This window comes from Bacillus sp. JK62, assembly GCF_053663455.1.
In genome coordinates, this window is the sequence record NZ_JBSJQA010000002.1 from 424685 (window position 1) to 449271 (window position 24587).

Sequence of the window (24587 nt, forward strand, 5' to 3'; positions counted from 1 at the left end):
CCGGGGGGAAATAATGTGAAAAACAAATGGCTGTCATTTTTTTCGGGTAAAGTCCAAATGGAAGTCAAAGGAAAAGGGATTGAACGGCTGCTGAATGAATGCACGAGAAACGGAATCGCCATCTTTGCGGTGAAAAAAAAGCAAGACTGTGTTCTGCTGATGATTCAGCTTCAAGATGTACATGCTTTCAGAAGAGTCATCAGAAAACATGAATGCAAAGCAAGCTTTACAAAAAGAAAGGGTCTTCCCTTTCTGCTTCTCAAATCAAAATTAAACCTGGGCTTCACTGCGGGATTTGTGATGTTTTTCATTATATTGTTTCTTTTGTCCAACATGATTTGGGACATTGATATTAAAGGGGCCAAGCCCGAAACCGAGCATCAGATGGTAAAGCACCTTGAAGAAATCGGTGTGAAAAAAGGGCGTTTGCAATTTTTAATGATGACGCCGGAGAAAATCCAAAAATCATTAACAAACGGCATTGATAATATTACGTGGGTCGGTGTGGAATTGAACGGGACAGCCCTTCATATGAAAGTGGTCGAAAAAAACGAACCGACAAAAGAAAAGTACGTGAGCCCCCGCCATATCGTTGCCAAAAAGAAGGCGGTCATCAAAAGGATGTTCGTGCAAAAGGGGCAGCCGATGGCTTTTGTGAACGATCATGTTAACAAAGGACAGCTTCTCGTCTCAGGACTGATCGGAAATGAAGACCGGAAAGTCGCCTCAAAAGCGGAAATTTACGGAGAAACATGGTACAAGTCAGAAGTAACCGTGCCTCTTGAAACATCATTTACGCTATATACGGGTAAAGTAAGGACGAAGCACAAGCTGTCTTTCGGATCATGGGGCGTGCCTTTTTGGGGCTTTGAATTTAATGAGGAGCCGCTGAAACATCCGAAAACAGAGGAAGAAAAGCACCCGTTTCAATTTCTGGGGATGAAGCTTCCGGTGTCTTACGTTCAAGAACAGACAAGAGAAAGTGAAACAACCGTGCGGACTTATACGAAAGGCGAAGCGGTTCAGGCCGGTATCAAAATGGGAAGACAAGATGTAGAAAAGCGATTAAACGGCAGCGGAGAGGTGGAAAGTGAAAAAGTTTTGCACCAATCCGTTGAGAATGGTAAAGTAAAGTTGATTATTCTCTACCAAGTTATAGAAGATATCGTTCAAACCACACCTATTGTTCAGGGAGACTAAAGAATGGCAGAACATTTACTTGCGATTAATCACAAACTGAAAAGCCCGGACGAAGCACTTTCTTTGTTCGGCAGCCAAGATGCCTTTTTACATTTAATGGAGAAGGATCTGGGCATTAGCCTCATCACACGCGGTGAAACCATTTACGTTTCCGGGAATGATGAAACATTTGAGATCGCTGACAGATTATTAGGCTCGCTCCTTACTTTAATTCGCAAGGGGATCGAGATTTCGGAACGTGATGTGCTGTATGCCGTGAAAATGGCAAAAAAAGATGAACTGGACTATTTTGAAAGCATGTATGAAGAGGAAATAACGAAAACGGCAAAAGGCAAACCGATCCGTGTCAAAACCCTCGGCCAAAGAGAATATGTGGCGGCGATGAAGAAAAACGACATGGTGTTCGGCATCGGGCCGGCGGGAACCGGCAAAACTTATTTGGCGGTCGTAAAAGCGGTGCATGCTTTAAAAAACGGCCACATTAAAAAAATCATTTTAACAAGACCCGCTGTGGAAGCCGGCGAGAGCCTCGGTTTTCTGCCCGGAGATTTAAAGGAAAAAGTAGATCCTTATCTGCGCCCGCTGTATGACGCGCTCCATGATGTGCTCGGAAGCGACCATACGGAGCGTCTTATGGAAAGAGGGGTTATTGAAATCGCCCCGCTTGCCTATATGAGAGGGCGGACGCTTGACGACGCGTATGTGATTCTTGATGAAGCCCAGAATACCACTCCCGCTCAAATGAAAATGTTTTTGACGAGATTGGGTTTTGGCTCTAAAATGATCATTACGGGCGACGTAAGCCAAATTGACCTGCCGAAAGGCGTCACATCGGGACTTGCAGTAGCGAAGGATATGCTGAAGGACATAAACGGCATCTCCGTGATTGAACTTGACCAGACAGATGTGGTCAGGCATCCGCTTGTTGCAAAAATTATTGAAGCTTATGATAAGCAAAAGTAATGCGAAAATGACCCGATCTCCCGTTATCGGGTCATTTTTATATGATGTGTTCCTGATGTTTCAGGGAGGAGGTTCTTGTTTTGAAAAAGAAGGGAAAGGGCAAAAGCGCCCGGGAACGGTTCCGCAGTTTCAGACATGCCCGCTCAGCCCATGTGCTGCTGTACCTGCTGCTTTCAGCGATCATGTTTGGTTTGCTCTTTATTCATGTAAAACCTGAATCACTTAATTTGGATTTGTTTTCAGTCAGTGATAAGACGATTTACGCGCCCGCCACAGTGGAAGATCAGCAGGCGACGGAATCGAAAAAACAGGCGGCCGAAGATGCGGTGGAAGATCAATACACTCTAAAAAAAGGCTATACCGACAACCGGCTTGACCTGATCACTTCCATTTTTGACAGCATCGGCGAAGTGAAAAAAGATGCGGAAAAAGACAAAAAGTCACCTTCGGAAAAATCACTGGTCAAATCGGTGAAAAACAAGCTGACACAGGATGTCAATGAATCCGTCTCGGAAGATGCCATTAAATCGCTTCTCCATGCAAACAATGAAGATTTCTCATTTGTGAGGGATTCCGTCATTACCGCGGTGAATACGGTGATGAGCAGTGAAATTCCTTCTGAAAAGCTTGCCGAAGCGAAGGATAAGGTCGCAAAAGAGCTCAAAAGCGCTTCTGTGCCGTCAAAATATTTAGCGGCTGCGACTGAAATCGGAAAATACGCGGTCATCCCGAATTACGTATTTGATCCGAAAGCGACGGATGAAAAACGCCAGGAAGCGTCAGACAGCGTCCAGCCGGTACAGATCAAACAGGGACAGGTTCTCGTGGAAGAGAATGATCTGATCGACCGGGAAGTATACAGGAAGCTTGAACTGACGGGGCTTTTGAATAATTCCAACCTGTTAAAACCGATCAGCGGTCTGCTTCTGATGATCGGGCTGTTTATTGCCACGCTTGTCTACTATTTTGAGAAACAGCAGCAGGAGCTTAAGCTGAAAAATAAATCTCTTTTGCTGTTTTCTATCATTACAACGCTTATTCTCGTCATTATGGAAGTCGTCAGTCTCTTTCAGAAGATTGAATACACCAATATCGGCTATCTTGTGCCGATCGCCGCCGGCGCGATTTTAATCAGGCTGCTGCTCAATGAAAGGCTCGCCATTTTAGGAAGCATCATTCTGGCGATCTGCGGCAGTATGATGTTTAATCAGGGTGTGACGGGAACATTTAATTACGTCATCGGCATTTACTATTTAATCAGCAGCATTTCAGGCATTCTGTTTTTGGGGAAACACAATGCGAGATCAAAAATATTGCAGGCGGGACTGTTCGTCTCATTTATTAATATGATTATCGTGCTGTCGCTTTTATTAATACAAAATACGGCGCTGTCACCTGTTGAAATCGGAACGCTGATGCTGATGGGGGTCGTCTCGGGACTTGCTTCATCCGTTTTAATTATCGGTCTGATGCCGTTTTTTGAGACGGGATTCGGCATTCTTTCAACGATGAGGCTGATTGAACTGTCTAATCCGAATCATCCCCTGCTTCGAAAGATTTTAACGGAAACACCCGGTACATATCATCACAGCGTCATGGTGGCAAATCTGTCGGAAGCGGCTTGTGAAGCCGTAGGGGCAAACGGTCTTTTGGCACGGGTCGGAGCGTATTATCACGATCTCGGCAAAACGAAACGTCCGCAATATTTTATTGAAAATCAGATGAATATGGATAATCCGCATGACAAGCTGTCTCCGCAGCTCAGCAAAAATATCATTATCGCACATACGACAGACGGTGCGAATATGCTCAGAAGCTATAAGTTTCCGAAAGAGCTTGTGGATATCGCGGAGCAGCATCACGGAACGTCCCTTTTAAAATTCTTTTATTATAAAGCGAAAGAAAAGGGCGACCAGATTACAGAGAAAGAGTTCCGCTACCCGGGGCCGAAGCCGCAATCGAAAGAAGCGGCTATTATCTCAGTGGCCGACAGCGTTGAAGCCGCCGTCCGTTCCATGCATAATCCCAATCCTGAGCGGATCGAAAAACTGGTGCGGGGAATTATATCCGATAAGCTTCAGGACGGACAATTCTCAGAATGTGATCTCACGTTCCGAGAACTGGATACGATCGCAAAAACACTATGTGCGACTTTAAAAGGAATTTTCCACTCCCGGATTGAATATCCGGAGGCTACGAAGAAGGTGAAATAAATGGGTTTACTCATAGATATTGTTGATGAAACGAACAGCGTCTCAGCTGATGCGCTCCAAGAAGTGGAGAAGCTGCTCCAATTCGCGGCGGAAAAAGAAGGCGTTCAGGATCAGGCTGAAGTATCGGTCACGATTGTGACAAATGAAGAAATCAGAGAAATCAACAGAGACTACCGGGGAAAAGACACTCCGACTGACGTCATTTCATTTGCGCTTGAAGAAGAAGGCGAAGACGAGGTTGAAATCGTAGGCGCCGACATGCCGCCTGTTTTAGGAGATATTATCATCAGCGCAGACAGAACGAAAGAGCAGGCGGAAGAGTACGGCCATTCGTTTATGAGAGAGCTCGGTTTTCTGGCCGTGCACGGCTTTTTGCATTTGCTTGGCTATGATCACATGACAAAAGAAGAAGAGGAAGAAATGTTTTCAAAGCAAAAGGATTTGCTGGATGAGTATGGACTCACGAGATCATAAAAACGAGTGGAGCAGGTTCCTGAAGAGCTTTGTCCATGCATGGAGGGGAATCTGGAAAACGGCGCGGGCAGAGCGGAATTTTCAATTTCATATTACCGCGGCCTGCGCCGTTATCGTTTGCGGTTTTCTCACCGGGCTGAGCACAGCCGAATGGGCCGTTGTTTTGGTGCTGATCGGAGGGATGCTTGCTTTGGAGCTTTTAAATACGGCGATAGAGCATGTTGTGGATTTAGTTACCGATCAGTATCACCCGCTCGCAAAAGCGGCAAAGGACGCGGCCGCCGGAGCCGTTTGCGTCTTTGCCGTGATATCGTGTATCATTGGTTTACTCATCTTCCTGCCGAAGATATGTTAGCAGAAGATTCTTACAATTATTTTACATTGCCAAAAATGGGCGTGAAAAATCGATCATAATTATGTAAAATAAAAGTGACAGCGGTATCATACAGGATAAAGGTAAGAGAGGAATTAAGTACACATGAACAGACAAGAATTGATTGCAGAAGCATTAAAAGCACGGGACACAGCGTATGTGCCGTATTCAAATTTCAGAGTGGGAGCCGCTCTTCTTACCAAAGACGGAAAAGTGTACAGAGGCTGCAACATTGAAAATGCGGCATACAGCATGTGCAACTGTGCTGAACGCACGGCGATATTCAAAGCTGTTTCCGAGGGGGATACGGAATTTGCGATGCTCGCCGTGGCTGCGGATACTCCGGGACCGGTTTCGCCGTGCGGAGCCTGCAGACAAGTAATTTCCGAGCTGTGCTCAAAGGATATGCTTGTTATTCTGACCAACTTACAAGGACAAATAAAAGAAATGACTGCGGAAGAATTATTGCCGGGCGCATTTTCATCGGAGGATTTACATGACGAACGAAAGCTTTAAATCAGGATTTGTATCTATCATCGGAAGACCGAACGTAGGAAAGTCTACCTTTTTAAACAGGGTCATCGGTCAAAAGATCGCCATCATGAGCGACAAACCCCAGACGACAAGAAATAAAGTCCAAGGGGTGCTGACAACCGGCACGTCGCAGACTATTTTTATTGATACACCGGGCATTCACAAACCGAAGCACAAGCTTGGCGACTTTATGATGAAAGTGGCGCAGAATACGCTGAAAGAAGTTGACTTGGTGTTATTTATGATTAACGCCGAAGAAGGGTACGGAAAGGGCGACGAGTTTATCATTGAAAAGCTCGGACAGACGTCCACGCCGGTCTTTCTGATCGTAAACAAAATTGATAAGATCCACCCCGACCAGCTGCTTCTTTTAATTGATGAGTACCGTACGCGCTATCCGTTTAAAGAAATCGTGCCGATCTCAGCTTTGGAAGGGAACAACGTCGAAACCCTTCTCGCGCAGATTGAAGCGTATTTACCGGAAGGGCCTCAGTTCTATCCGAGCGATCAGGTGACTGACCATCCCGAGCGGTTCATTATTTCTGAACTGATCAGGGAAAAGGTGCTCCATCTGACAAGGGAAGAAGTGCCGCACAGCATCGCTGTCGCTATCGAGTCCATTAAAGGGCAGGAGAACGGCTCCGTCCATGTCGCCGCCACCATTGTGGTTGAGCGGGATTCTCAAAAAGGGATCGTCATCGGGAAAAAAGGAGCGCTTCTGAAAGAAGTCGGCAAAAGAGCGCGGGCTGATATTGAAGCGCTGCTGGGTTCGCGCGTTTACCTCGAATTATGGGTGAAAGTGCAGAAGGACTGGCGGAATAAAATGTCTCAGCTGCGTGATTTCGGCTTCAAAGAGGATGAATATTAATTCATCTAAGGCGCATGCCTGATGTGTGGGATTACCTCACATAAACAGGGATTCGTTAGCAAAATTTGTTTAACATGAAAAGGAGGACATCAGGTCAAGATAAGGGTAAGAATTTGGATTGGCAAGCTAGTTTAATGATGAAAGGTGGGTTTTTTGTGTTGAATTTTACCTGGAACGTATTTTCTCAAACAGGAAGTGTTGATACGTACCTTCTTTTTAAAGAACTGGAAAAAGAGAACCTGGAAAGACCCGAAGAACCGGAAGATGAGCTAGCCCGAATTGATTTTCCAATTTTGTAAACCTCTTGGCCCCTCCCGTTGTTGGAAGGTGCGGAAATGCTGACTAAATGTGAAGGAATCGTGCTCCGTACGAATGACTACGGGGAGACGAATAAAATCGTGACATTGCTGACGAGGGAACACGGCAAAATCGGCGTCATGGCAAGGGGCGCCAGGAAGTCAGCCAGCCGGCTGTCAGCAGTCAGCCAGCCGTTTTTGTACGGGTCATTTTTAATGCAAAGAACATCCGGACTCGGCACGCTCCAGCAGGGTGAAATGATTCTCAGCATGAGAACGATCAGAGAAGATTTATTTTTGACGGCGTATGCCGCTTTTATCGCTGAACTCACTGACAAAGGAACGGAAGAGAAGAAACCGAACCCCTATTTATTCGAATTGATTCTCGAATCCTTTAAGAGGCTGAATGACGGGACTGACCCGGACGTGATCACCTTCATCGTGCAGATGAAAATGCTCGGCGTCATGGGGCTGTATCCGGAGCTGAATCATTGTGTCCACTGCAAAAGCGGGGAAGGGACGTTTCATTTTTCGATAAGAGATAACGGTTTTATCTGCCACCGCTGCTTTGAAAAGGATCCGTACAGAGTTCCGATTTCGCCGCAAACGGCAAGGCTGCTAAGGCTTTTTTATTACTTTGATATCGGAAGGCTCGGCAGCGTCTCGTTAAAACAGGAAACCAAAAACGAAATTAAACAGGTCATTGATCTGTATTACGAGGAATATTCAGGACTTTATTTAAAGTCAAAACGGTTTTTAGACCAGATGGAAAGCATGAAGAACCTTTTGGATGAAAACAAAAGTTGACATTCTGCCCATCTTTTTATATGATCATTTATTATAAAATATGTTGCAGTGACAGAAAGAAGTACTTGCGTCCAACTCATACAAGCGACCTTAGGACAGTGTAAGCTAAGGATGAGCGCGCAACGAAAGGCATTCTCGAGCAACCCTTTAAAAAGAGGCTGAGTGATTCACATCCTCAGCAACTAGGGTGGAACCGCGGGAGAACTCTCGTCCCTATGTTTGCGGCCGGCAAGCATAGAGACGGGAGTTTTTTGGTTGCCGCCGCACTTGTAAAAGAATGGAGAAAGTGGAGGTGCTTGAAATGAACATTCAAGATATGATTTTAACCTTGCAGAAGCACTGGTCGAATGAAGGCTGTGTGCTCATGCAGTCGTATGATGTGGAGAAAGGCGCAGGCACAATGAGTCCGTATACATTTTTACGAAGCATCGGGCCGGAGCCGTGGAGAGTGGCTTACGTTGAGCCGTCCAGACGGCCTGCGGACGGACGGTACGGTGAAAACCCGAACAGGCTCTATCAGCATCACCAATTTCAAGTCATTATCAAGCCGTCGCCTGATAACATTCAAGAGCTTTACCTTGATTCATTGCGTGCGCTCGGCATTGACCCGCTTGAACATGATATCCGTTTCGTAGAAGACAACTGGGAAAACCCGTCTTTAGGCTGTGCAGGTCTCGGCTGGGAAGTATGGCTTGACGGGATGGAAATTACTCAGTTTACATACTTCCAGCAGGTGGGCGGAATTGAATGTAAACCGGTGTCCGTTGAGATCACATATGGTATTGAACGTCTCGCGTCATATATTCAGGATAAAGAAAACGTCTTTGATCTTGAATGGACGTCAGGATTTACTGTGAAAGATTTATTTATGATGGCTGAATACGAGCATTCCGTTTATACTTTTGAAACATCTGACGTGGATATGCTTTTCCATTTGTTCAGCACCTATGAAAAAGAAGCGATCAGACAAATGGATAACGGGCTTGTGCATCCGGCCTATGATTATGTGCTGAAATGCTCTCACACATTTAATCTGCTTGATGCAAAAGGCGCGATCTCGGTGACAGAGCGGACGGGTTATATCGGCCGTGTCCGCAACTTAGCGAGAAAAGTGGCAAAAACGTATTATGAAGAACGGGAAAAATTAGGGTTCCCAATGCTTAAAGAGGAGGGCTCTTCCCATGAGTAAACAAGACTTGCTTTTAGAGATCGGACTCGAGGAAATGCCGGCGCGGTTTTTACATGACAGCATGGTGCAGCTCGGTGAAAAGCTGACCGGCTGGCTTGCTGAAAAAAATATCGCCCACGGCGAAGTGAAACTTTTTAATACGCCGAGACGTCTGGCAGTATATATAAAAGACGTAGCAGAAAAACAGGCTGATATTCAGGAAGAAGCAAAAGGCCCTGCGAAAAAAATCGCTCTGGATGCTGACGGAAACTGGACAAAAGCCGCTATCGGATTTTCAAAAGGCCAAGGCGCCGGAGTGGATGACCTGTATATAAAAGATGTAAACGGCACGGAATATGTCTTCGTTCAAAAATTCCAGGCGGGACAAGAGACGAAGACACTTTTACCGCAGCTGGAAAATTTGATTGCCGGAATGCATTTTCCGAAAAACATGCGCTGGGGCACGCAGGATCTGCGTTATATCCGTCCGATCAAATGGATTGCCGCCCTCTTTGGAAAAGATGTCATTCCGTTTGAAATCACAAATGTCGAGACGGGCCGGAACACGCAGGGACACCGCTTTCTCGGCCAAGAAGTATCTGTTGATGCGCCGTCATCATACGAAAAGCTGCTGAAAGAACAAAGCGTCATTGCTGACCCGAAAGAACGCAAACAAATGATCCAAAGCCAGCTGGATGCGCTTGCGGCCAAGAAAAAATGGAATATTCCGGTCGATGAGGATCTGCTGAACGAAGTCAACCATCTGGTGGAATATCCGACGGCGCTTTACGGATCTTTTGAATCCGAGTTTCTTTCTATCCCTGAAGAAGTGCTCGTGACAACAATGAAAGAGCATCAGCGCTACTTCCCGGTAAAAGATGAAAACGGGAATCTGCTTCCTCATTTTATTACGGTGCGAAACGGGAACAGCCATGCAATTGAAAATGTTGCCCGCGGAAACGAGAAAGTGCTGAGAGCAAGGCTTTCAGATGCTGCGTTCTTCTACAAAGAAGACCAAAAGCTGAACATTGATGAGAACGTGAAGAAACTGGAAAATATCGTTTTCCATGAAGAGCTCGGCTCCCTCGGGGATAAAGTGAGAAGAGTGGTCACCATTGCGGGCAAACTTGCCGTCCGCCTGAAAGCGGATGAACAGACGCAAAAACTTGTGAAGCGCGCCGCAGAGATTTCTAAATTTGACCTGGTTACACATATGATCTATGAGTTCCCTGAGCTTCAAGGCGTGATGGGAGAAAAATATGCGCGCATGCTCGGTGAAGATGAAGCCGTCGCTGCCGCTGTCAATGAGCACTATATGCCGAGAGCGGCCGGGGGAGAAGTGCCTTCAACCTTTACCGGCGCGGTCGTGGCGTTAGCTGATAAACTGGACACGATTGCTTCCTTCTTCAGCATTGACGTAATTCCGACAGGTTCTCAGGATCCGTACGGATTGCGCCGTCAGGCAAGCGGCATTGTTTCCATTCTGATCGACCGCAACTGGGGCATTTCTTTTAAAGAACTGCTGTCGTTGACAGAAACGGAAAAAGAAAATGAGCTCCTTGATTTCTTTACACAGCGTCTGAAATACGTCTTAAACGCTGAAGACATCCGTCATGACGTTATTGAAGCCGTTCTGGACAGCACAGAACTTGAGCCGTATGCAGCCGTTCATAAGGCAAGAGTGCTTGAGAAGCACCTCGGCACACCCGGCTTTAAAGAAACGGCTGAATCACTCGGCCGGGTTATCTCCATCAGTAAAAAAGGCGAGAGCCGCGATATCAAGCCGGATCTGTTTGAAAATGAACAGGAGAAAAAGCTGTTTGACGCTTATGAAAAAACAAAAGACAGTGTCGCGGAAAGCTTTGCCTCCAAAAACTATGAACAGGCGCTTGCCGTGCTCAGCGGATTAAAAGAGCCGATCGAAGATTACTTTAATCACACGATGGTAAATGCGGACGATGAAGCATTAAAAACCAACCGTTTAGCGCAAATGGCCGCTCTTGCAGATGTAATCAAGTCTTTTGCTAATATGAATCATCTTATTGTAAAATAAAGAAAAAGACGGTTGCTGTGTGATCGGCAATCGTCTTTTCCCCTTTTACATAAACATCACAGAATGAAAACATAGATAAAGAAACCCTTCCATAAAGGTGGTGAGTACGATCGAATTAAATAAACGGCAAGAACAAATTTTACAGATTGTAAAGGAAAACGGCCCGATTACCGGAGAGCATATCGCAGAACAGCTCAATTTAACGAGGGCCACGCTGCGGCCGGACTTGGCCATACTCACCATGTCAGGCTTCTTAGAGGCCCGTCCGCGGGTCGGTTATTTTTATACGGGGAAAACGGGAAATCAGCTGCTTGCGGATAAACTGAAAAAGCTGCAAGTGAAAGATTTTCAATCGATCCCTGTTGTCATCAATGAAAATGTCTCGGTATACGATGCCATCTGCACCATGTTTTTAGAAGATGTCGGCACGTTATTTGTCGTAGATCGTGATGCTGTCTTAGTCGGTGTGCTGTCACGCAAAGATTTGCTGCGGGCGAGCATCGGCCAGCAGGAACTTGCCTCAATACCGGTTCATATTATCATGACAAGAATGCCGAATATCGCCGTCTGCCGGCGTGATGATTATGTGATGGACATCGCCAAGTATTTAATTGAAAAACAGATCGATGCCCTGCCCGTTATTAAAGATACGGATAAAGGCTTTGAGGTCATCGGCCGGTTTACCAAAACGAATATGACTAAGATACTTGTCAGTTTATCAGAAAATGAAATCATATAAGCTTGAAAACTAACGGGGGGATAACATGGACAATCGCATCATTTATGTAGTATCAGACTCAGTCGGAGAAACCGCCGAACTCGTTGTAAAAGCCTCGCTCAGCCAGTTTAACGGCTCAGCCGATGATACGCATATCAGAAGAATACCTTATGTGGAAGATATCGGCACCATTAATGAAGTCGTGTCTCTCGCCAAAGCGGACGGCGGCATTATTTGTTTTACGCTCGTTGTTCCTGAAATGCGCAAATACCTGGTTGAACAAGCGGAAAAAGCGAATGTGCTGTATTACGATATTATCGGTCCGCTCATCGATAAAATGGAATCGGCTTACGGTCTGACCGCCAAATATGAGCCCGGCCGCGTCCGGCAGCTTGATGAAGATTATTTCAAAAAGGTCGAGGCGATCGAGTTTGCCGTCAAATATGACGATGGCAGGGATCCAAGAGGCATTTTAAAAGCCGATATCATCCTGCTCGGAGTATCCAGAACGTCTAAAACCCCATTATCACAATATCTTGCCCATAAGCGTCTGAAAGTAGCCAATGTGCCGATCGTTCCTGAGGTCGATCCGCCGGAAGAACTGTTCAGCGTTGATCCGAAAAAATGTATCGGCTTAAAAATCAGCCCTGATAAACTGAACCATATACGTAAAGAACGGTTAAAATCTCTCGGCTTAAATGACAAAGCCATTTACGCCAATATCAACAGAATTAAAGAAGAGCTGGAGTATTTTGAGAAAATCGTGGACCGGATCGGCTGCCAAGTCGTTGACGTTTCGAATAAAGCAGTCGAAGAAACAGCGAACATCATTCATCATCTCAAAACAAAGGGCCGATAACTCAGGACGCTTTATCCTGGGTTTTTGGGTATGCAAATAGGGAATAAACAAAAAGGATGGCATCTTCGCGAAGTTTGTATTATAATAAAAAATTGTGATAAAATGTTTATTTTTAGGTTTAAGCTTCGTGTGATACGAATAAACTATTATGGGTAAGATGTCAAGAATAACTCCCGGAAATTTTTCGACAAAGCTCAAAATAGATCCGCAGTCATGGAGCATATGCGATTTCGCTTGTTTTTATGCAGGAGATTGATGGAGGGATGGAGAATTAGTCTTCTAAATGAAAAAGAAAAGACGATTTTTGTCGATGCAGACGCATGCCCCGTAAAAGAGGAAATAATGCTCATTGCATCGCAATTCAGCGTTCGGGTTATTTTCGTCGCATCATTTGAACACTACCAGCTTTCCAGAAGCAAAGACGAGAACTGGGTATACGTTGATCCTCATAAAGAAGCGGCAGATTTATATATCGCAAACCATGTGAGATCGGGAGACGTCGTAGTCACGCAGGATATTGGTTTAGCATCTCTTTTGCTGAACAGAAATATTGCCGTCTTATCGGAAAGGGGCCGTTCTTATACTGAAGACACGATTGACTTCGCTCTGATGAGCCGTCATATGTCAGGCAAAATGAGAAGAAGCGGCATTCATTCCAAAGGACCTAAAAAATTAAATAAAGAAGATCGGAATCGATTTGTTACCCTGCTTAAAAAAATCCTGTCGAATGATGAAGGGATTTCAAATCAAAACATCGAATAATGTACGACGGAGTGTTATAAGATGGGAAACCGCATACCAGATGAAGTAGTTAATCAGGTGCAGCAGTCAGCAGACATTGTTGAAGTCATAGGTGATTATGTCCAATTGAAAAAGCAAGGCCGCAACTACTTTGGGCTCTGTCCGTTTCACGGGGAAAACACGCCCTCGTTTTCCGTCTCCAGCGATAAGCAGATCTTTCATTGCTTCGGATGCGGAGCGGGCGGGAACGTTTTCTCTTTCTTACGGCAGATGGAAGGCTATTCATTTACGGAAGCTGTTTCTCACCTTGCGGATAAATATCAGATTGATTTCCCTGATGATATAACGATTCACTCTGCATCCAGGCCTGAATCTTCCGGAGAGCAGAAGATGGCGGAAGCCCACGAGCTTCTGAAGAAATTTTACCATCATTTGCTAATAAATACAAAGGAAGGCCAGGAAGCGTTAGATTACCTTTTATCAAGGGGTTTTACGAAAGAGCTCATAGATGAGTTTGAAATCGGCTACGCGCTGGATTCCTGGGATTTCATGACGAAATTCTTGAAAAAGCGCGGTTTTGAGGAAGAAATGATGGAAAAAGCGGGTCTGCTGATCAGAAGGGAAGACGGCAGCGGGTATTTTGACCGTTTCAGAAACAGAATTATGTTTCCCATTCATGATCACCACGGAGCCGTGGCGGCTTTTTCAGGAAGGGCGCTCGGAAGCCAGCAGCCGAAGTATATGAACAGCCCGGAAACGCCGCTGTTTCATAAATCTAAGCTGCTGTATAACTTTCATAAGGCGCGCCTGCCGATCAGGAAAGAGGAGAGAGCCGTTCTGTTTGAAGGCTTCGCTGACGTCATATCCGCCGTCAGCTCAGGCGTAAAAGAAAGTATCGCCACAATGGGGACGTCGCTCACCGAAGAGCATGTGAAAATCCTCAGAAGAAATGTTCAGGAGGTCATTCTCTGCTACGATTCGGATAAAGCCGGGTACGAAGCTACGCTGAAAGCGGCCGGCCTGCTCCAGAAAGCTGATTGTAAGGTAAGAGTAAGCATGCTGCCTGACGGGCTTGATCCTGATGATTATATCAGAACCCGGGGCGGAGAAAAATTCCGGACCGATATCATTGATGCAAGCGTTACGGTCATGGCTTTTAAAATGCAATATTTCCGCAAAGGGAAAAACTTATCTGACGAAGGAGACCGGCTCGCTTACATGAAAGAAGTGCTGAAAGAAATCAGCGCTCTTTCCGGGTCGCTTGAGCAGGAAATGTATGTGAAGCAGCTCGCCTCTGAATTTTCTCTTTCGGTAGAATCTTTGACGGAACAGCTTTCCATCTACGCCAGACAAAACGCCCCCGGCGACAAAAACGCCGAACCGCAGACAAGACGGGCCCGGGTGACGACAAAAGCGAAACGGCGCCGTCTCCGTCCCGCCTATGAGAACGCGGAAAGACTTCTGCTCGCTCATATGCTGAGAGACCGAAACGTCATAAAGAAAGTGATTGAGCGTGTCGGCTTTGAATTTAACATTGACGGACATCGTGCGCTGGCAGCATACCTGTACGCTGTTTATGAAGAGGGTGCTGACATGACGCCGCAGCATCTTATGGCGAGAATGCAGGATGAGGAAATCAGCCAGCTGCTTTCAGATATAGGGATGCTCCAAGTAAACGAGGAGCTCTCAGAGGCCGAGTTATCCGATTACGTAAAAAAAGTGTTGGATCACCGAAAATGGTCAATGATAAAGGAAAAAGAAGCAGAAAGAGCGGATGCGGAGAGGCAGAAAGACTTCGTGAAAGCTGCGTCTCTGGCTCAAGAAATTGTTGCATTGAACCGATCATTAAAGTAACACCAAAAAGAGGCTTGCGTTCTGATTGGCAATGATTCCTTGCGGAGGAGCAAATAGATCGCTTAACCTCATCATGAATTGTCATTTATTATCCGCAGCCCTGCATGCTGAAAAAGAGAGAAGGCTTCCGGGTCGGATAAGAAACATACCGCTTTTAGAATTCGTTGCAAGCTTTGGAAGGAGGGATCCATAATGGCTGATAAACAAACCCACGAAACAGAAACAGAACTTACATTAGACCAGGTAAAAGAGCAGCTTACTGAAACTGGAAAAAAACGTGGCGTTTTAACATATGAAGAAATTGCTGAACGCATGTCCAGCTTTGAAATTGAATCAGACCAAATGGATGAGTATTATGAATTTTTAGGAGAACAAGGTGTTGAATTAATTAGTGAAAATGAAGAAACGGAAGATCCTAATATTCAACAGCTTGCCAAAGCCGAAGAAGAATTTGACCTTAATGACCTCAGCGTACCGCCTGGCGTAAAGATCAATGATCCAGTCCGCATGTACCTTAAGGAAATCGGACGGGTAAATCTTCTTTCTGCTAAAGAAGAAATCACCTACGCTCAAAAAATTGAAGAGGGTGACGAGGAATCTAAACGCAGACTGGCTGAAGCAAACCTTCGTTTAGTTGTCAGCATTGCTAAACGGTATGTCGGCCGCGGCATGCTTTTCTTAGACTTGATCCAAGAAGGAAACATGGGTCTCATGAAAGCCGTCGAGAAGTTTGACTACCGTAAAGGATATAAATTCAGTACGTATGCGACTTGGTGGATCAGACAGGCGATTACACGCGCCATCGCTGACCAGGCGAGAACAATCCGTATCCCGGTTCATATGGTGGAAACCATCAACAAATTAATCCGGGTGCAGCGTCAGCTTCTTCAGGATCTTGGCAGAGAGCCCACACCGGAAGAGATTGCTGAAGACATGGATCTTACGCCTGAAAAAGTCCGTGAAATATTAAAAATTGCTCAAGAGCCAGTTTCTTTAGAAACGCCGATCGGTGAAGAAGACGACTCACATCTCGGTGATTTTATCGAAGACCAGGAAGCGACATCTCCGTCGGATCATGCGGCATATGAGCTATTAAAAGAACAGCTGGAAGATGTGCTGGATACGTTGACAGATCGTGAAGAAAACGTGCTGCGTCTCCGTTTCGGTCTGGATGACGGACGCACAAGAACTTTGGAAGAAGTCGGCAAAGTGTTTGGAGTAACGAGAGAGCGTATTCGCCAAATTGAAGCAAAAGCGCTTCGCAAATTGAGACATCCGAGCAGAAGCAAACGTCTGAAGGATTTTCTCGAATAGAATGGAACGGGTCTTTTTGATCCGTTCTTTTTTGTGTATAAGATATATGGATAATATACCTTTATTTTACTGGATAAGCATATGTTTTGCAAATGAGTTCGGAAAAAATGCGGCATGTCCTGGGAGGGGGAAAATGAGATAAGTTTATTTATATTCTTTATTGTAAGCGTATACAATTCATTATACAATAGAATAAAGATAATTTTGTGATAAACAAAACAGTTATTTTTGCTTTTTGTATAAATTGTGAAATCAATGAAATTGCTGAGCAAGACCATTTACTTTTTGTAAAAATAAGTTAGAATTAGAAGTGTTTACATAGGGGGAGAATGAAAAAGGGGGATGGAGATATGAAGTGGAATCCGCTGATTCCTTTTTTGCTCATTGCAGTGCTGGGAATAGGGCTGACTTTCTTTTTAGCTGTAAAAGGCAATGGAGATGCGCATCAGATCGCAAGCGGCGGTGAAAGCAAAAGTGCCGAGAAGGAAACTGCAAACGCTTCACCTGAAGAGATTTATAAAGCGAACTGCATCACCTGTCACGGGGAAAACTATGAAGGTGTGTCAGGGCCTAACTTAAAAGGCGTCGGCAAAAGAAAAGATGTCGCTGAGATTAAAACAAAAATTGAAAAAGGCGGCAACGGGATGCCTGCGGGCCTTGTGCCGGCCGAAAAGCTGGATGACATGGCAAAATGGGTTTCTGACATTAAATAAAGCTTTACCGGTCCCTATATAAAAGACATATGAAAAACTCTATCCGCCGCTTGGATTCCGGGCGGTTTTTTTATATGATAGTAAAGGAAAAAGAACCTGAGAAAAGTTGTGATATTGTGAATGAAATGAAGTTATCTAAAAGATTGCAGTCTGTGGCGGAATTTATCCCTCCGGGTGCCCTGGTTGCTGATATCGGGTCAGACCACGCGTATCTTCCTTGCTATGCCGTTTTGAATCATTTGGCAAGCCGCGCAATCGCCGGTGAAATTACAGACGGACCGTTTCTATCCGCCAAACAGCAGGTGGAAAAACTGGACTTAAGCACTCTTATCTCCGTAAGGAAAGGTGACGGGCTGAGCGTCCTTGAAAAAGGAGAAGCCGGCGCCATTACGATCGCTGGCATGGGCGGAGCGCTGATCGCTCATATTTTGGAGTCGGGAAAAACGAAATTGACGGGGCGTGAACGGCTGATTCTGCAGCCGAATATTCATGCCGTTCATATAAGAGAGTGGCTGTATCAGGAAGGTTATGAACTGCTTGATGAAGTGATTCTCGAAGAAGACGGAAAGTGTTATGAAATCCTCGTTGCGGAAACTGGCGACCGTGATGCGCCGTACCGGGACGTGCCGATGGCTGCCGGAATGCTTGCGGGTCCGTTTTTATTAAAAGAGAGGAACGAAGTGTTTCTTCGGAAATGGAGCCAGGAACTTAAGCATACTGAACAAATTTATGAACAGATCAGCCGCAGCGCAAAGCATGAAAATCATGAAAAATTAGCTGAATTGAAAGAGCGGATTTCTCTGCTGAAGGAGGTAATCGGACATGCCTAAACATGTGAACGGACAGGAAATCATCCAGCTGTTTGAACAATTTTCACCGAAGGCTTATGCGGTGGAAGGAGATAAAATCGGACTGCAGATCGGTACATTGAATAAGCCGGTGAAAAATGTCATGGTGACACTGGATGTTCTGGAACAAACGGTAGATGAAGCCATTGAGAAAAAAGTTGACTTAATTATCGCCCACCATCCGCCGATTTTTCGGCCGCTTAAACAGATCACCACTGATCAGCCGGGCGGAAGACTGATTGAGAAATGTATAAAGCATGATATTGCCGTATATGCGGCTCATACGAATCTTGATGTAGCGGACGGCGGTGTTAACGATCTGCTTGCCGAAGCTCTCGGTCTGACAGACACAGAAGTGCTCGTCCCGACATATTCGGACCCGATGAAAAAACTTGCCGTATACGTTCCGAAAGATTATGAAGAAGCTGTAAGAACCGCACTCGGCAACGCCGGAGCGGGACATATCGGCAATTACAGCCATTGCGCGTTCTCTTCTGAGGGAATCGGGAGCTTTAAGCCGCTGGAGGGGGCAGACCCGTTTATCGGACAGACGGGAGAGCTGGAACTCGTCCATGAAGTGAGACTTGAGACCGTTTTTCCGGCAAGTATGGAGAAAACCGTCGTAAAAGCGCTGAAAAAAAGCCATCCGTATGAAGAGGTGGCGTATGATATTTATCCGGTGGAGCAGTCTCCGCTTGAAAAAGGCCTCGGCCGGATCGGAAAACTTCAGCAGGACATGACGCTTGAAGAGTTTGCTCTGTTTGTGAAAGAAAAGTTTGACGTTAACGGAGTCCGGATGGTCGGAGAGCGAAACAGCAAGGTGAAAAAAGTCGCGGTTCTTGGCGGGGACGGAAATAAATATATTTATCAGGCAAAGCGGAAAGGTGCAGATGTTTACGTGACGGGCGACCTTTATTTTCATGTAGCGCATGATGCGATGATGATGGGATTAAACGTCGTGGACCCGGGGCATTATGCTGAAAAGATCATGAGAAAAGGCACGGCTGAGAAGCTTACGGCGATGGCCGTAGAGAAAAACTATGACGTGCGCATTTTCGCTTCCGAAACAGATACAAACCCATTTACCTTCCTATAAAAAAAACTGAGGCCCCGGGCCTCAGTTTTTTATTTTTACTTTCGGAAGGATTTTTTTGAGCGGCACACTGTGTTCAAGCTGCCATGTCGATTCATCGTTGTGGTCAAACTGCTCTAAAAAGCGGATGACTTCCTTTGTAATCGGTGTCGGTGTTGATGCGCCCGCGGTAACGGCGACGGTATTGACGTCTTTCAGCCATTCGAGCTTCAGTTCACTGATGTCTCCGATTCGGTAGGCTTTTGTTCCGGCGATTTCTTCTGACACTTGAGCCAGCCTGTTGGAGTTATTGCTTTTCGGATCGCCGACAACAATGGTTAAGTCCGCTTTTTTTGCCTGCTCCGATACAGCCTCTTGACGAACCTGTGTGGCCAGGCAGATTTCCTGATGGTATTCCACGTGCGGGTACTTTTCTTTGACTGATTCCATAATATCGTGGACGTCCCACTGGGACATTGTCGTTTGGTTTGTAACGATTAATTTCTCAGCCTGAATATCGAGATTTCTCACGTCTTCTTCTGTTTCAACGAGATGAACGATTTCAGGAGCGACGCCGACGGCTCCTTCAGGCTCGGGGTGGCCTTTTTTGCCGATGTATATGACATGATAGCCTTCAGCTTTTACTTTTCGGATTAAGTCATGTGTTTTCGTGACGTCCGGGCATGTGGCGTCAATCGTAACAAGCCCTTTTTCCTCAGCGGCTTTTCTTACTTCCGGAGATACCCCGTGAGCCGTGAAAATAACGGTTCCTTTTTCCACCTGCTTTAAAATCTCCAGACGGTTTGTACCGTCAAGCGTGTAAATGCCGTCTTCCTCAAACGCATCTGTGACATGCTTATTATGAACAATCATTCCGAGTATATATATAGGTCTTGGCAGTGTTTTATCGAGTGACGCGTTTTTGGCTATGACCATGGCATCAACAACGCCGTAACAGTAGCCGCGCGGCGATATTTTGATAACGTCCAATGTAGATGTCCTCCTATCAAAAGTGAGTGTAGAGGCAATATAAAAAGCCGTAGTTAAACGGCTCAAATCTTGCATTCTTCTGATCTCATTATAGCTAATCTTTCGTGAGATATCAAAGAATGTTAAATATATAATTTCGGCTTTGATCTGCCCGATGTTCTTTTTGGACGCGGCTGTTCCGCTGATTCTGCCTGTGCGGCGTCTTTTTCTTTTGAAGCGGATGCTTTTTTTGACGTTTTCTTTGGTGTTTTGGATGAGGCGTCTGATTTGTTTTCATCTTCTGTTTCATCTGTTTTTTCAGCTTCATCCTTTTTGTCCTGTTCGTCTGTTTCTTTTGTCTCGTCAGATTCATTCTCATCATCGCTGCTGCTTAATTGGCTGTAAAGCTTCATCATGGCGGGCAGACTCCGTACTAAAGGACCGTACTGCTGGATCATCGGCGTAACCTGCTGCGCCACGCCGAGCACCTTCTGAACGTTGCCGAGCATGCTCGACAGGGATGCCGGACTTGCCAGGTTCTGTATTCCCTGCAGTCCTGCACCTGCTCCTCCGCTGGCCGCCGCCGGTGCCGACGCGGCAGCGCTTCCTCCTCCTGAACCGGGTAAAAAACGGGAAAGCATCCCTTTTAAGCCCCCTCCGCCGCCCGTGCCTGCGTTTCTCAGGCCCGCTCCGGCAATCTGCTGCTGAGGGAAAAGCTGCCGGCCCTGCTGCATCAGCTGCCGGCCCGGCAATGACGGTCTTCCTCCCATCATCATACGCGGATTCATCAACGGCCGGCCCTGCTGCGCCATATTTCTCATCGGCTGCTGTGGAAACATACTTGTACCTCCTTTCTGTCTCTCTGCTATTACAATATGCATCGGAGGGGGCATTTGCTTTTCTGTCTCGAAAACAGGATTCCCCCAAGACATGGTGTTTTTAAATAAAATCGGTTATAATGTGATGATGGACACAGAATGTGCCGCTTTAAGGAGCTGGGAAAAATGAAAGAAACTAAATTTGATGGATACAACTTAAAACCGTTTATTATAGATGCAGTTCACCGCCTTGGTTTTTATGAACCGACAGATATTCAAAAGCGGCTGATACCTGCCGTACTGAAAAACGAAAGCGTGATCGGGCAGTCCCAGACGGGGACGGGGAAAACCCACGCCTATTTATTGCCAATTTTGAATCGGATTGATCCGGGTTCTGATACGGTGCAGGCTGTTATCACGGCGCCGACGAGAGAGCTTGCCAATCAGATTCATCAGGAAGCGCTCAAAATCACACAGGGTGCGGAAGATGAGCCGATCCGGACAAAATGTTTCATCGGCGGGACGGACAAGCAAAAATCAATTGATAAGCTGAAAACACAGCCTCATCTCGTCGTCGGAACGCCGGGCCGGATCGCGGATCTGATTAAGGCGCAGGCATTGAACGTCTATAAAGCGCAGTCTCTCGTCATTGACGAAGCTGATCTGATGCTTGACATGGGCTTTTTAGAAGACGTTGATTATATCGGATCGCGGATGCCGGAAGAACTTCAGATGCTTGTGTTCTCAGCTACGATTCCGGAAAAGCTGAAGCCGTTTTTGAAAAAGTATATGGAAAATCCGAAGTACGCGCATGTTGAGCCGAAAAGAATCACAGCCGAAAAGATTGAACATGTTTTGGTTCCTTCTAAACAGCGTGATAAAGACAAACTGCTTTTTGATATGATGTCTCATCTGAACCCTTATCTGGGCATTGTGTTTGCCAATACGAAAAACACGGCTGACCATATTGCGAAATACCTGACTGAAAAGGGCATGAGGATCGGTCTTCTGCACGGGGGATTAACGCCGCGTGAGCGTAAGAAGGTAATGAAGCAGATTAATGATCTGGAATTCACTTATGTCATTGCGACAGACCTTGCGGCAAGAGGAATTGACATTAAAGGCGTAAGCCACGTCATCAACTATGAGCTTCCGGACGATCTGGATTTTTATGTTCACCGTGTCGGGAGAACCGCACGCGCCGGTTCATCAGGCCAAGCACTGACCATTTATGAGCTTTCTGACGAAGATGCGCTCGTAAGACTCGAAAAGATGGGTATTGTGTTTGAATATGCGGAGCTTGTAAACGGCGAATGGAAGAAAGGCGATGACCGCCACCGCCGCAAAAATCGCAAAAAGACGGCAAATGAGGCTGACCAAATGGCGAAACGCCTTGTGAAAAAGCCGAAAAAAGTAAAGCCGGGCTATAAAAAGAAAATGAGCTACGAAATGGAAAAAATCAGAAAGAAGCAGAGAAGAAACCAATCTAACAGAGGAAAGTAGGGGGAATCGGGTTGCTGAAATTAGGCTCACACGTCTCAATGAGCGGAAAACATATGCTCCTTGCCGCAAGCAAGGAAGCCGTTTCATACGGGGCGAACACATTTATGATCTATACGGGCGCTCCCCAAAATACGCGCCGCAAAAAAATTGAAGACTTGAATATTGAAGCGGGCCGCGCCCATATGAAGGAAAACGGCATCGACGAGATTGTCGTGCATGCGCCGTACATCATTAACATCGGAAATACGACAAATCCGGCAACGTTTGAGCTGGGCGTTGATTTTCTGCGTTCTGAAATTGAAAGAACGGCAGCGATCGGCGCGAAACAGATCGTGCTTCATCCAGGGGCGCATGTCGGAGCCGGGGCTGAGACGGGCATCAAAAAAATCATTGAAGGTTTAAACGAAGTGATTGTTCCCGGTCAACACGTGCAGATTGCGCTGGAGACAATGGCGGGCAAAGGATCAGAATGCGGAAGAAGCTTTGAAGAGCTGGCCGAGATCATTTCGGGGGTTACGCATAATGAACATCTATCCGTCTGCTTTGACACTTGTCACACCCATGATGCAGGATATGATGTCGCCAATGATTTTGACGGCGTTCTTAACGAGTTTGATAAAATCGTCGGTATCGATCGGATAAAAGTCCTTCATGTGAATGACAGTAAGAATATTAAAGGCGCCCGGAAAGACCGCCATGAAAATATCGGGTTCGGAGAGATCGGTTTTGACGCTCTGCAGTACATCGTTCATCACGAGCAGCTTGCCGATATTCCGAAAATCCTCGAAACACCGTATGTAGGCGAAGACAAGAAAAATAAGAAGCCGCCGTACCGTTTTGAAATCGAAATGCTGAAAGAAAAGCAGTTTGATCAGGAGCTTCTTAAAAAAATATCAGCTCAATAAAAAAGGAGGGGGAATTGCCCCTCCTTTTTTACCCTGAGAATTGATTGAAAAGTTCGTCAACTTTCCGAGCCGTTTCTTTTGAGGTTATCGTTTCCACTTTTTTCAGCAGGCGCAGCCGCTCCTGTTCATCAAAAATATTGATGTTTTTTCCGTGCATCAGAGCCGCTACCTCAGCCGCTTGACTTCTCGTAATGCTGATTCCGTATTGCTTGGAATATTTCAGAAGATCGTCCGCAGTGACTTGATTGAGCCGCTGCAAAATAATTCTTTGTATTAAAATCATCGATACTTTCACCTCTTTAGACATAATGTATTGAGCAAATCATTAAAATGTTACGGCTTTTAATGGTAAAATGAAGTTGCTTACTGTTTAAAATAGTTATTACAGGAAAGGAGATTTTATGACCCCAAATAAACAGCACAAAAGAGAATCATTTTTACACTTTATCTTCAGGGTCATCATGATTCTGATCGGGGCGGGTTCAGCCGCCGTAAGTATTGAATTGTTTCTGGTCCCTAATAATTTTATCGACGGAGGCATTATCGGTGTTTCATTAATTTTAGACCACCTCTTTATGTCCAATCCCCTCCTCAATTTCGCCTTATTCGTTGTGTTACTCAACATTCCATTTATGATTTTCGGATATAAATATATCGGAAAAACATTTCTCATCTCTACTGTTATCGGAATCGTCGGTTTAGCGCTGATTGAATCCTCCTTGCACCATGTGGAGGCCATTACGACCCAGCCTATTTTGGCGACGGTATTCGGCGGGCTTTTGCTCGGTTTCGGGGTAGGCCTTGTCATCCGAAACGGAGGCTCGATGGACGGTACTGAAATACTCGGTATCCTTCTCACAAAAAAGCTGCCCTTCTCAGTCGGAGAATTCGTTATGCTCATCAATGTGTTTATTTTTATTTGGGCCGGTTTTGTGTTCGGTCCGGAGCAGGCGATGTATTCTTTCATGACTTATTATATTGCCATGAAAACGATTGACGCCGTCATTCAGGGTCTCGATGAAACAAAAGCGGTCATTATTGTGGCAGATCAGTATGCGGAAATTTCAGACGCAATCTTGCACCGGCTTGGAAGGGGAACCACCAAGCTTCAGGGAAAAGGCGGATATACAGATGAATCCAAAGAAGTCATTTACGCGGTCGTGACAAGGCTTGAAGTGACTAAATTGAAATCCATTGTGTTTGAAATTGATAAAAACGCCTTTATTACGATCATGAATACCCATGAAACGAGGGGCGGTAAGTTCAAAACCGCGATTCACTAGGCTTTCATTTACTTTTCATCATTTTATAGGTATAATTTGAT

General features: G+C 45.7%; 24 protein-coding genes and 1 pseudogene. 22 read left to right on the top strand and 3 right to left on the bottom strand.

What is annotated here, in order from left to right; all coding sequences use genetic code 11:
- Positions 1-15: 15 nt before the first annotated feature.
- The 19 genes and pseudogenes from yqfD (at position 16) to ACWJJ4_RS07425 (ending at position 19092) form a co-directional block, all read left to right on the top strand.
- A pseudogene (gene yqfD, locus ACWJJ4_RS07335) lies at positions 16-1240 on the top strand (sporulation protein YqfD).
- Entirely contained in the window at positions 1204-2163 is a 960-nt protein-coding gene (locus tag ACWJJ4_RS07340; protein WP_003152970.1) for a PhoH family protein, read from the top strand. Before yqfD ends, ACWJJ4_RS07340 begins: the two are co-directional and overlap by 37 nt.
- 80 nt (positions 2164-2243) lie before the next feature.
- Complete coding sequence (locus ACWJJ4_RS07345; RefSeq protein WP_015387990.1) at positions 2244-4376, top strand: HD family phosphohydrolase; 2133 nt, start codon at positions 2244-2246, stop codon at positions 4374-4376.
- A complete protein-coding gene (gene ybeY, locus ACWJJ4_RS07350; protein ID WP_003152973.1) occupies positions 4377-4850 on the top strand; it encodes an rRNA maturation RNase YbeY in 474 nt (157 codons plus the stop codon).
- On the top strand, positions 4831-5205 hold the full coding sequence (locus tag ACWJJ4_RS07355; RefSeq protein WP_038461537.1) for a diacylglycerol kinase family protein: 375 nt from the start codon (positions 4831-4833) through the stop codon (positions 5203-5205). Before ybeY ends, ACWJJ4_RS07355 begins: the two co-directional genes overlap by 20 nt.
- Before the next feature lie 123 nt (positions 5206-5328).
- On the top strand, positions 5329-5739 hold the full coding sequence (locus tag ACWJJ4_RS07360) for a cytidine deaminase (protein WP_003152976.1): 411 nt from the start codon (positions 5329-5331) through the stop codon (positions 5737-5739).
- Positions 5720-6625, top strand: a complete 906-nt coding sequence (gene era, locus ACWJJ4_RS07365; protein WP_007408285.1) for a GTPase Era — start codon at positions 5720-5722, stop codon at positions 6623-6625. Before ACWJJ4_RS07360 ends, era begins: the two co-directional genes overlap by 20 nt.
- Positions 6626-6780: 155 nt before the next feature.
- Positions 6781-6924 carry a YqzL family protein gene (locus ACWJJ4_RS07370; protein ID WP_007408286.1) on the top strand — a complete coding sequence of 48 codons (144 nt, stop codon included), beginning with the start codon at positions 6781-6783 and terminating at the stop codon, positions 6922-6924.
- A gap of 36 nt (positions 6925-6960) precedes the next feature.
- A complete protein-coding gene (gene recO / locus ACWJJ4_RS07375; protein ID WP_003152982.1) occupies positions 6961-7728 on the top strand; it encodes a DNA repair protein RecO in 768 nt (255 codons plus the stop codon).
- A gap of 301 nt (positions 7729-8029) precedes the next feature.
- On the top strand, positions 8030-8917 hold the full coding sequence (gene glyQ / locus ACWJJ4_RS07380; protein WP_003152984.1) for a glycine--tRNA ligase subunit alpha: 888 nt from the start codon (positions 8030-8032) through the stop codon (positions 8915-8917).
- Positions 8910-10949, top strand: a complete 2040-nt coding sequence (gene glyS, locus ACWJJ4_RS07385) for a glycine--tRNA ligase subunit beta (protein ID WP_454021543.1) — start codon at positions 8910-8912, stop codon at positions 10947-10949. Before glyQ ends, glyS begins: the two co-directional genes overlap by 8 nt.
- A gap of 100 nt (positions 10950-11049) precedes the next feature.
- Positions 11050-11688, top strand: a complete 639-nt coding sequence (gene ccpN, locus ACWJJ4_RS07390) for a transcriptional regulator CcpN (protein WP_003152989.1) — start codon at positions 11050-11052, stop codon at positions 11686-11688.
- Between the two features lie 25 nt (positions 11689-11713).
- Positions 11714-12526: a pyruvate, water dikinase regulatory protein gene (locus ACWJJ4_RS07395; RefSeq protein ID WP_003152991.1), complete on the top strand. Its 813-nt coding sequence runs from the start codon at positions 11714-11716 to the stop codon at positions 12524-12526.
- A gap of 255 nt (positions 12527-12781) precedes the next feature.
- The gene (locus tag ACWJJ4_RS07400; protein WP_014418404.1) at positions 12782-13288 is read left to right on the top strand and encodes a YaiI/YqxD family protein; all 507 of its coding nucleotides are present in this window, start codon (positions 12782-12784) and stop codon (positions 13286-13288) included.
- Positions 13289-13309: 21 nt separating this feature from the next.
- The gene (gene dnaG / locus ACWJJ4_RS07405) at positions 13310-15121 is read left to right on the top strand and encodes a DNA primase (RefSeq protein WP_003152996.1); all 1812 of its coding nucleotides are present in this window, start codon (positions 13310-13312) and stop codon (positions 15119-15121) included.
- A gap of 192 nt (positions 15122-15313) precedes the next feature.
- Entirely contained in the window at positions 15314-16435 is a 1122-nt protein-coding gene (gene rpoD, locus ACWJJ4_RS07410; protein WP_003152998.1) for an RNA polymerase sigma factor RpoD, read from the top strand.
- A 350-nt stretch (positions 16436-16785) separates the two neighbouring features.
- Positions 16786-17148: a cytochrome c550 gene (cccA, locus tag ACWJJ4_RS07415; protein ID WP_263612068.1), complete on the top strand. Its 363-nt coding sequence runs from the start codon at positions 16786-16788 to the stop codon at positions 17146-17148.
- Positions 17149-17273: 125 nt separating this feature from the next.
- Complete coding sequence (locus ACWJJ4_RS07420) at positions 17274-17978, top strand: tRNA (adenine(22)-N(1))-methyltransferase (protein WP_146277492.1); 705 nt, start codon at positions 17274-17276, stop codon at positions 17976-17978.
- Complete coding sequence (locus ACWJJ4_RS07425) at positions 17971-19092, top strand: Nif3-like dinuclear metal center hexameric protein (protein ID WP_077722603.1); 1122 nt, start codon at positions 17971-17973, stop codon at positions 19090-19092. The genes ACWJJ4_RS07420 and ACWJJ4_RS07425 overlap by 8 nt, the downstream gene beginning before the upstream one ends.
- A 21-nt stretch (positions 19093-19113) precedes the next feature.
- Here ACWJJ4_RS07425 and ACWJJ4_RS07430 read toward each other — a convergent pair whose 3' ends face one another.
- Together ACWJJ4_RS07430 and vrrA are read right to left on the bottom strand one after the other, a co-directional pair.
- Positions 19114-20058, bottom strand: a complete 945-nt coding sequence (locus tag ACWJJ4_RS07430; RefSeq protein WP_003153006.1) for a 4-hydroxy-3-methylbut-2-enyl diphosphate reductase — start codon at positions 20056-20058, stop codon at positions 19114-19116.
- A 122-nt stretch (positions 20059-20180) separates the two neighbouring features.
- Positions 20181-20876, bottom strand: a complete 696-nt coding sequence (vrrA, locus tag ACWJJ4_RS07435) for a VrrA/YqfQ family protein (RefSeq protein WP_326375327.1) — start codon at positions 20874-20876, stop codon at positions 20181-20183.
- A gap of 165 nt (positions 20877-21041) precedes the next feature.
- Here vrrA and ACWJJ4_RS07440 point away from each other — a divergent pair, with 165 nt between their 5' ends.
- Complete coding sequence (locus tag ACWJJ4_RS07440; protein WP_017418162.1) at positions 21042-22358, top strand: DEAD/DEAH box helicase; 1317 nt, start codon at positions 21042-21044, stop codon at positions 22356-22358.
- 11 nt (positions 22359-22369) lie between these two features.
- Entirely contained in the window at positions 22370-23263 is an 894-nt protein-coding gene (locus ACWJJ4_RS07445) for a deoxyribonuclease IV (protein ID WP_017418161.1), read from the top strand.
- Between the two features lie 28 nt (positions 23264-23291).
- Here ACWJJ4_RS07445 and ACWJJ4_RS07450 read toward each other — a convergent pair whose 3' ends face one another.
- A complete protein-coding gene (locus tag ACWJJ4_RS07450) occupies positions 23292-23546 on the bottom strand; it encodes a DUF2624 domain-containing protein (RefSeq protein ID WP_003153013.1) in 255 nt (84 codons plus the stop codon).
- A 118-nt stretch (positions 23547-23664) separates the two neighbouring features.
- Here ACWJJ4_RS07450 and ACWJJ4_RS07455 point away from each other — a divergent pair, with 118 nt between their 5' ends.
- Positions 23665-24546 carry a YitT family protein gene (locus ACWJJ4_RS07455; RefSeq protein WP_003153016.1) on the top strand — a complete coding sequence of 294 codons (882 nt, stop codon included), beginning with the start codon at positions 23665-23667 and terminating at the stop codon, positions 24544-24546.
- Positions 24547-24587: the final 41 nt, after the last annotated feature.

What these genes read in the sequence shown, in the direction of transcription:
- ACWJJ4_RS07340 (WP_003152970.1), top strand. Translation starts at nt 1,204, where the DNA reads ATGGCAGAACATTTACTTGCGATTAATCACAAACTGAAAAGCCCGGAC.
- ybeY (WP_003152973.1), top strand. Translation starts at nt 4,377, where the DNA reads ATGGGTTTACTCATAGATATTGTTGATGAAACGAACAGCGTCTCAGCT.
- ACWJJ4_RS07355 (WP_038461537.1), top strand. Translation starts at nt 4,831, where the DNA reads ATGGACTCACGAGATCATAAAAACGAGTGGAGCAGGTTCCTGAAGAGC.
- ACWJJ4_RS07360 (WP_003152976.1), top strand. Translation starts at nt 5,329, where the DNA reads ATGAACAGACAAGAATTGATTGCAGAAGCATTAAAAGCACGGGACACA.
- era (WP_007408285.1), top strand. Translation starts at nt 5,720, where the DNA reads ATGACGAACGAAAGCTTTAAATCAGGATTTGTATCTATCATCGGAAGA.
- recO (WP_003152982.1), top strand. Translation starts at nt 6,961, where the DNA reads ATGCTGACTAAATGTGAAGGAATCGTGCTCCGTACGAATGACTACGGG.
- glyQ (WP_003152984.1), top strand. Translation starts at nt 8,030, where the DNA reads ATGAACATTCAAGATATGATTTTAACCTTGCAGAAGCACTGGTCGAAT.
- glyS (WP_454021543.1), top strand. Translation starts at nt 8,910, where the DNA reads ATGAGTAAACAAGACTTGCTTTTAGAGATCGGACTCGAGGAAATGCCG.
- ACWJJ4_RS07395 (WP_003152991.1), top strand. Translation starts at nt 11,714, where the DNA reads ATGGACAATCGCATCATTTATGTAGTATCAGACTCAGTCGGAGAAACC.
- ACWJJ4_RS07400 (WP_014418404.1), top strand. Translation starts at nt 12,782, where the DNA reads ATGGAGGGATGGAGAATTAGTCTTCTAAATGAAAAAGAAAAGACGATT.
- dnaG (WP_003152996.1), top strand. Translation starts at nt 13,310, where the DNA reads ATGGGAAACCGCATACCAGATGAAGTAGTTAATCAGGTGCAGCAGTCA.
- rpoD (WP_003152998.1), top strand. Translation starts at nt 15,314, where the DNA reads ATGGCTGATAAACAAACCCACGAAACAGAAACAGAACTTACATTAGAC.
- cccA (WP_263612068.1), top strand. Translation starts at nt 16,786, where the DNA reads ATGAAGTGGAATCCGCTGATTCCTTTTTTGCTCATTGCAGTGCTGGGA.
- ACWJJ4_RS07420 (WP_146277492.1), top strand. Translation starts at nt 17,274, where the DNA reads ATGAAGTTATCTAAAAGATTGCAGTCTGTGGCGGAATTTATCCCTCCG.
- ACWJJ4_RS07425 (WP_077722603.1), top strand. Translation starts at nt 17,971, where the DNA reads ATGCCTAAACATGTGAACGGACAGGAAATCATCCAGCTGTTTGAACAA.
- vrrA (WP_326375327.1), bottom strand. Translation starts at nt 20,876, where the DNA reads ATGTTTCCACAGCAGCCGATGAGAAATATGGCGCAGCAGGGCCGGCCG.
- ACWJJ4_RS07440 (WP_017418162.1), top strand. Translation starts at nt 21,042, where the DNA reads ATGAAAGAAACTAAATTTGATGGATACAACTTAAAACCGTTTATTATA.
- ACWJJ4_RS07450 (WP_003153013.1), bottom strand. Translation starts at nt 23,546, where the DNA reads ATGATTTTAATACAAAGAATTATTTTGCAGCGGCTCAATCAAGTCACT.
- ACWJJ4_RS07455 (WP_003153016.1), top strand. Translation starts at nt 23,665, where the DNA reads ATGACCCCAAATAAACAGCACAAAAGAGAATCATTTTTACACTTTATC.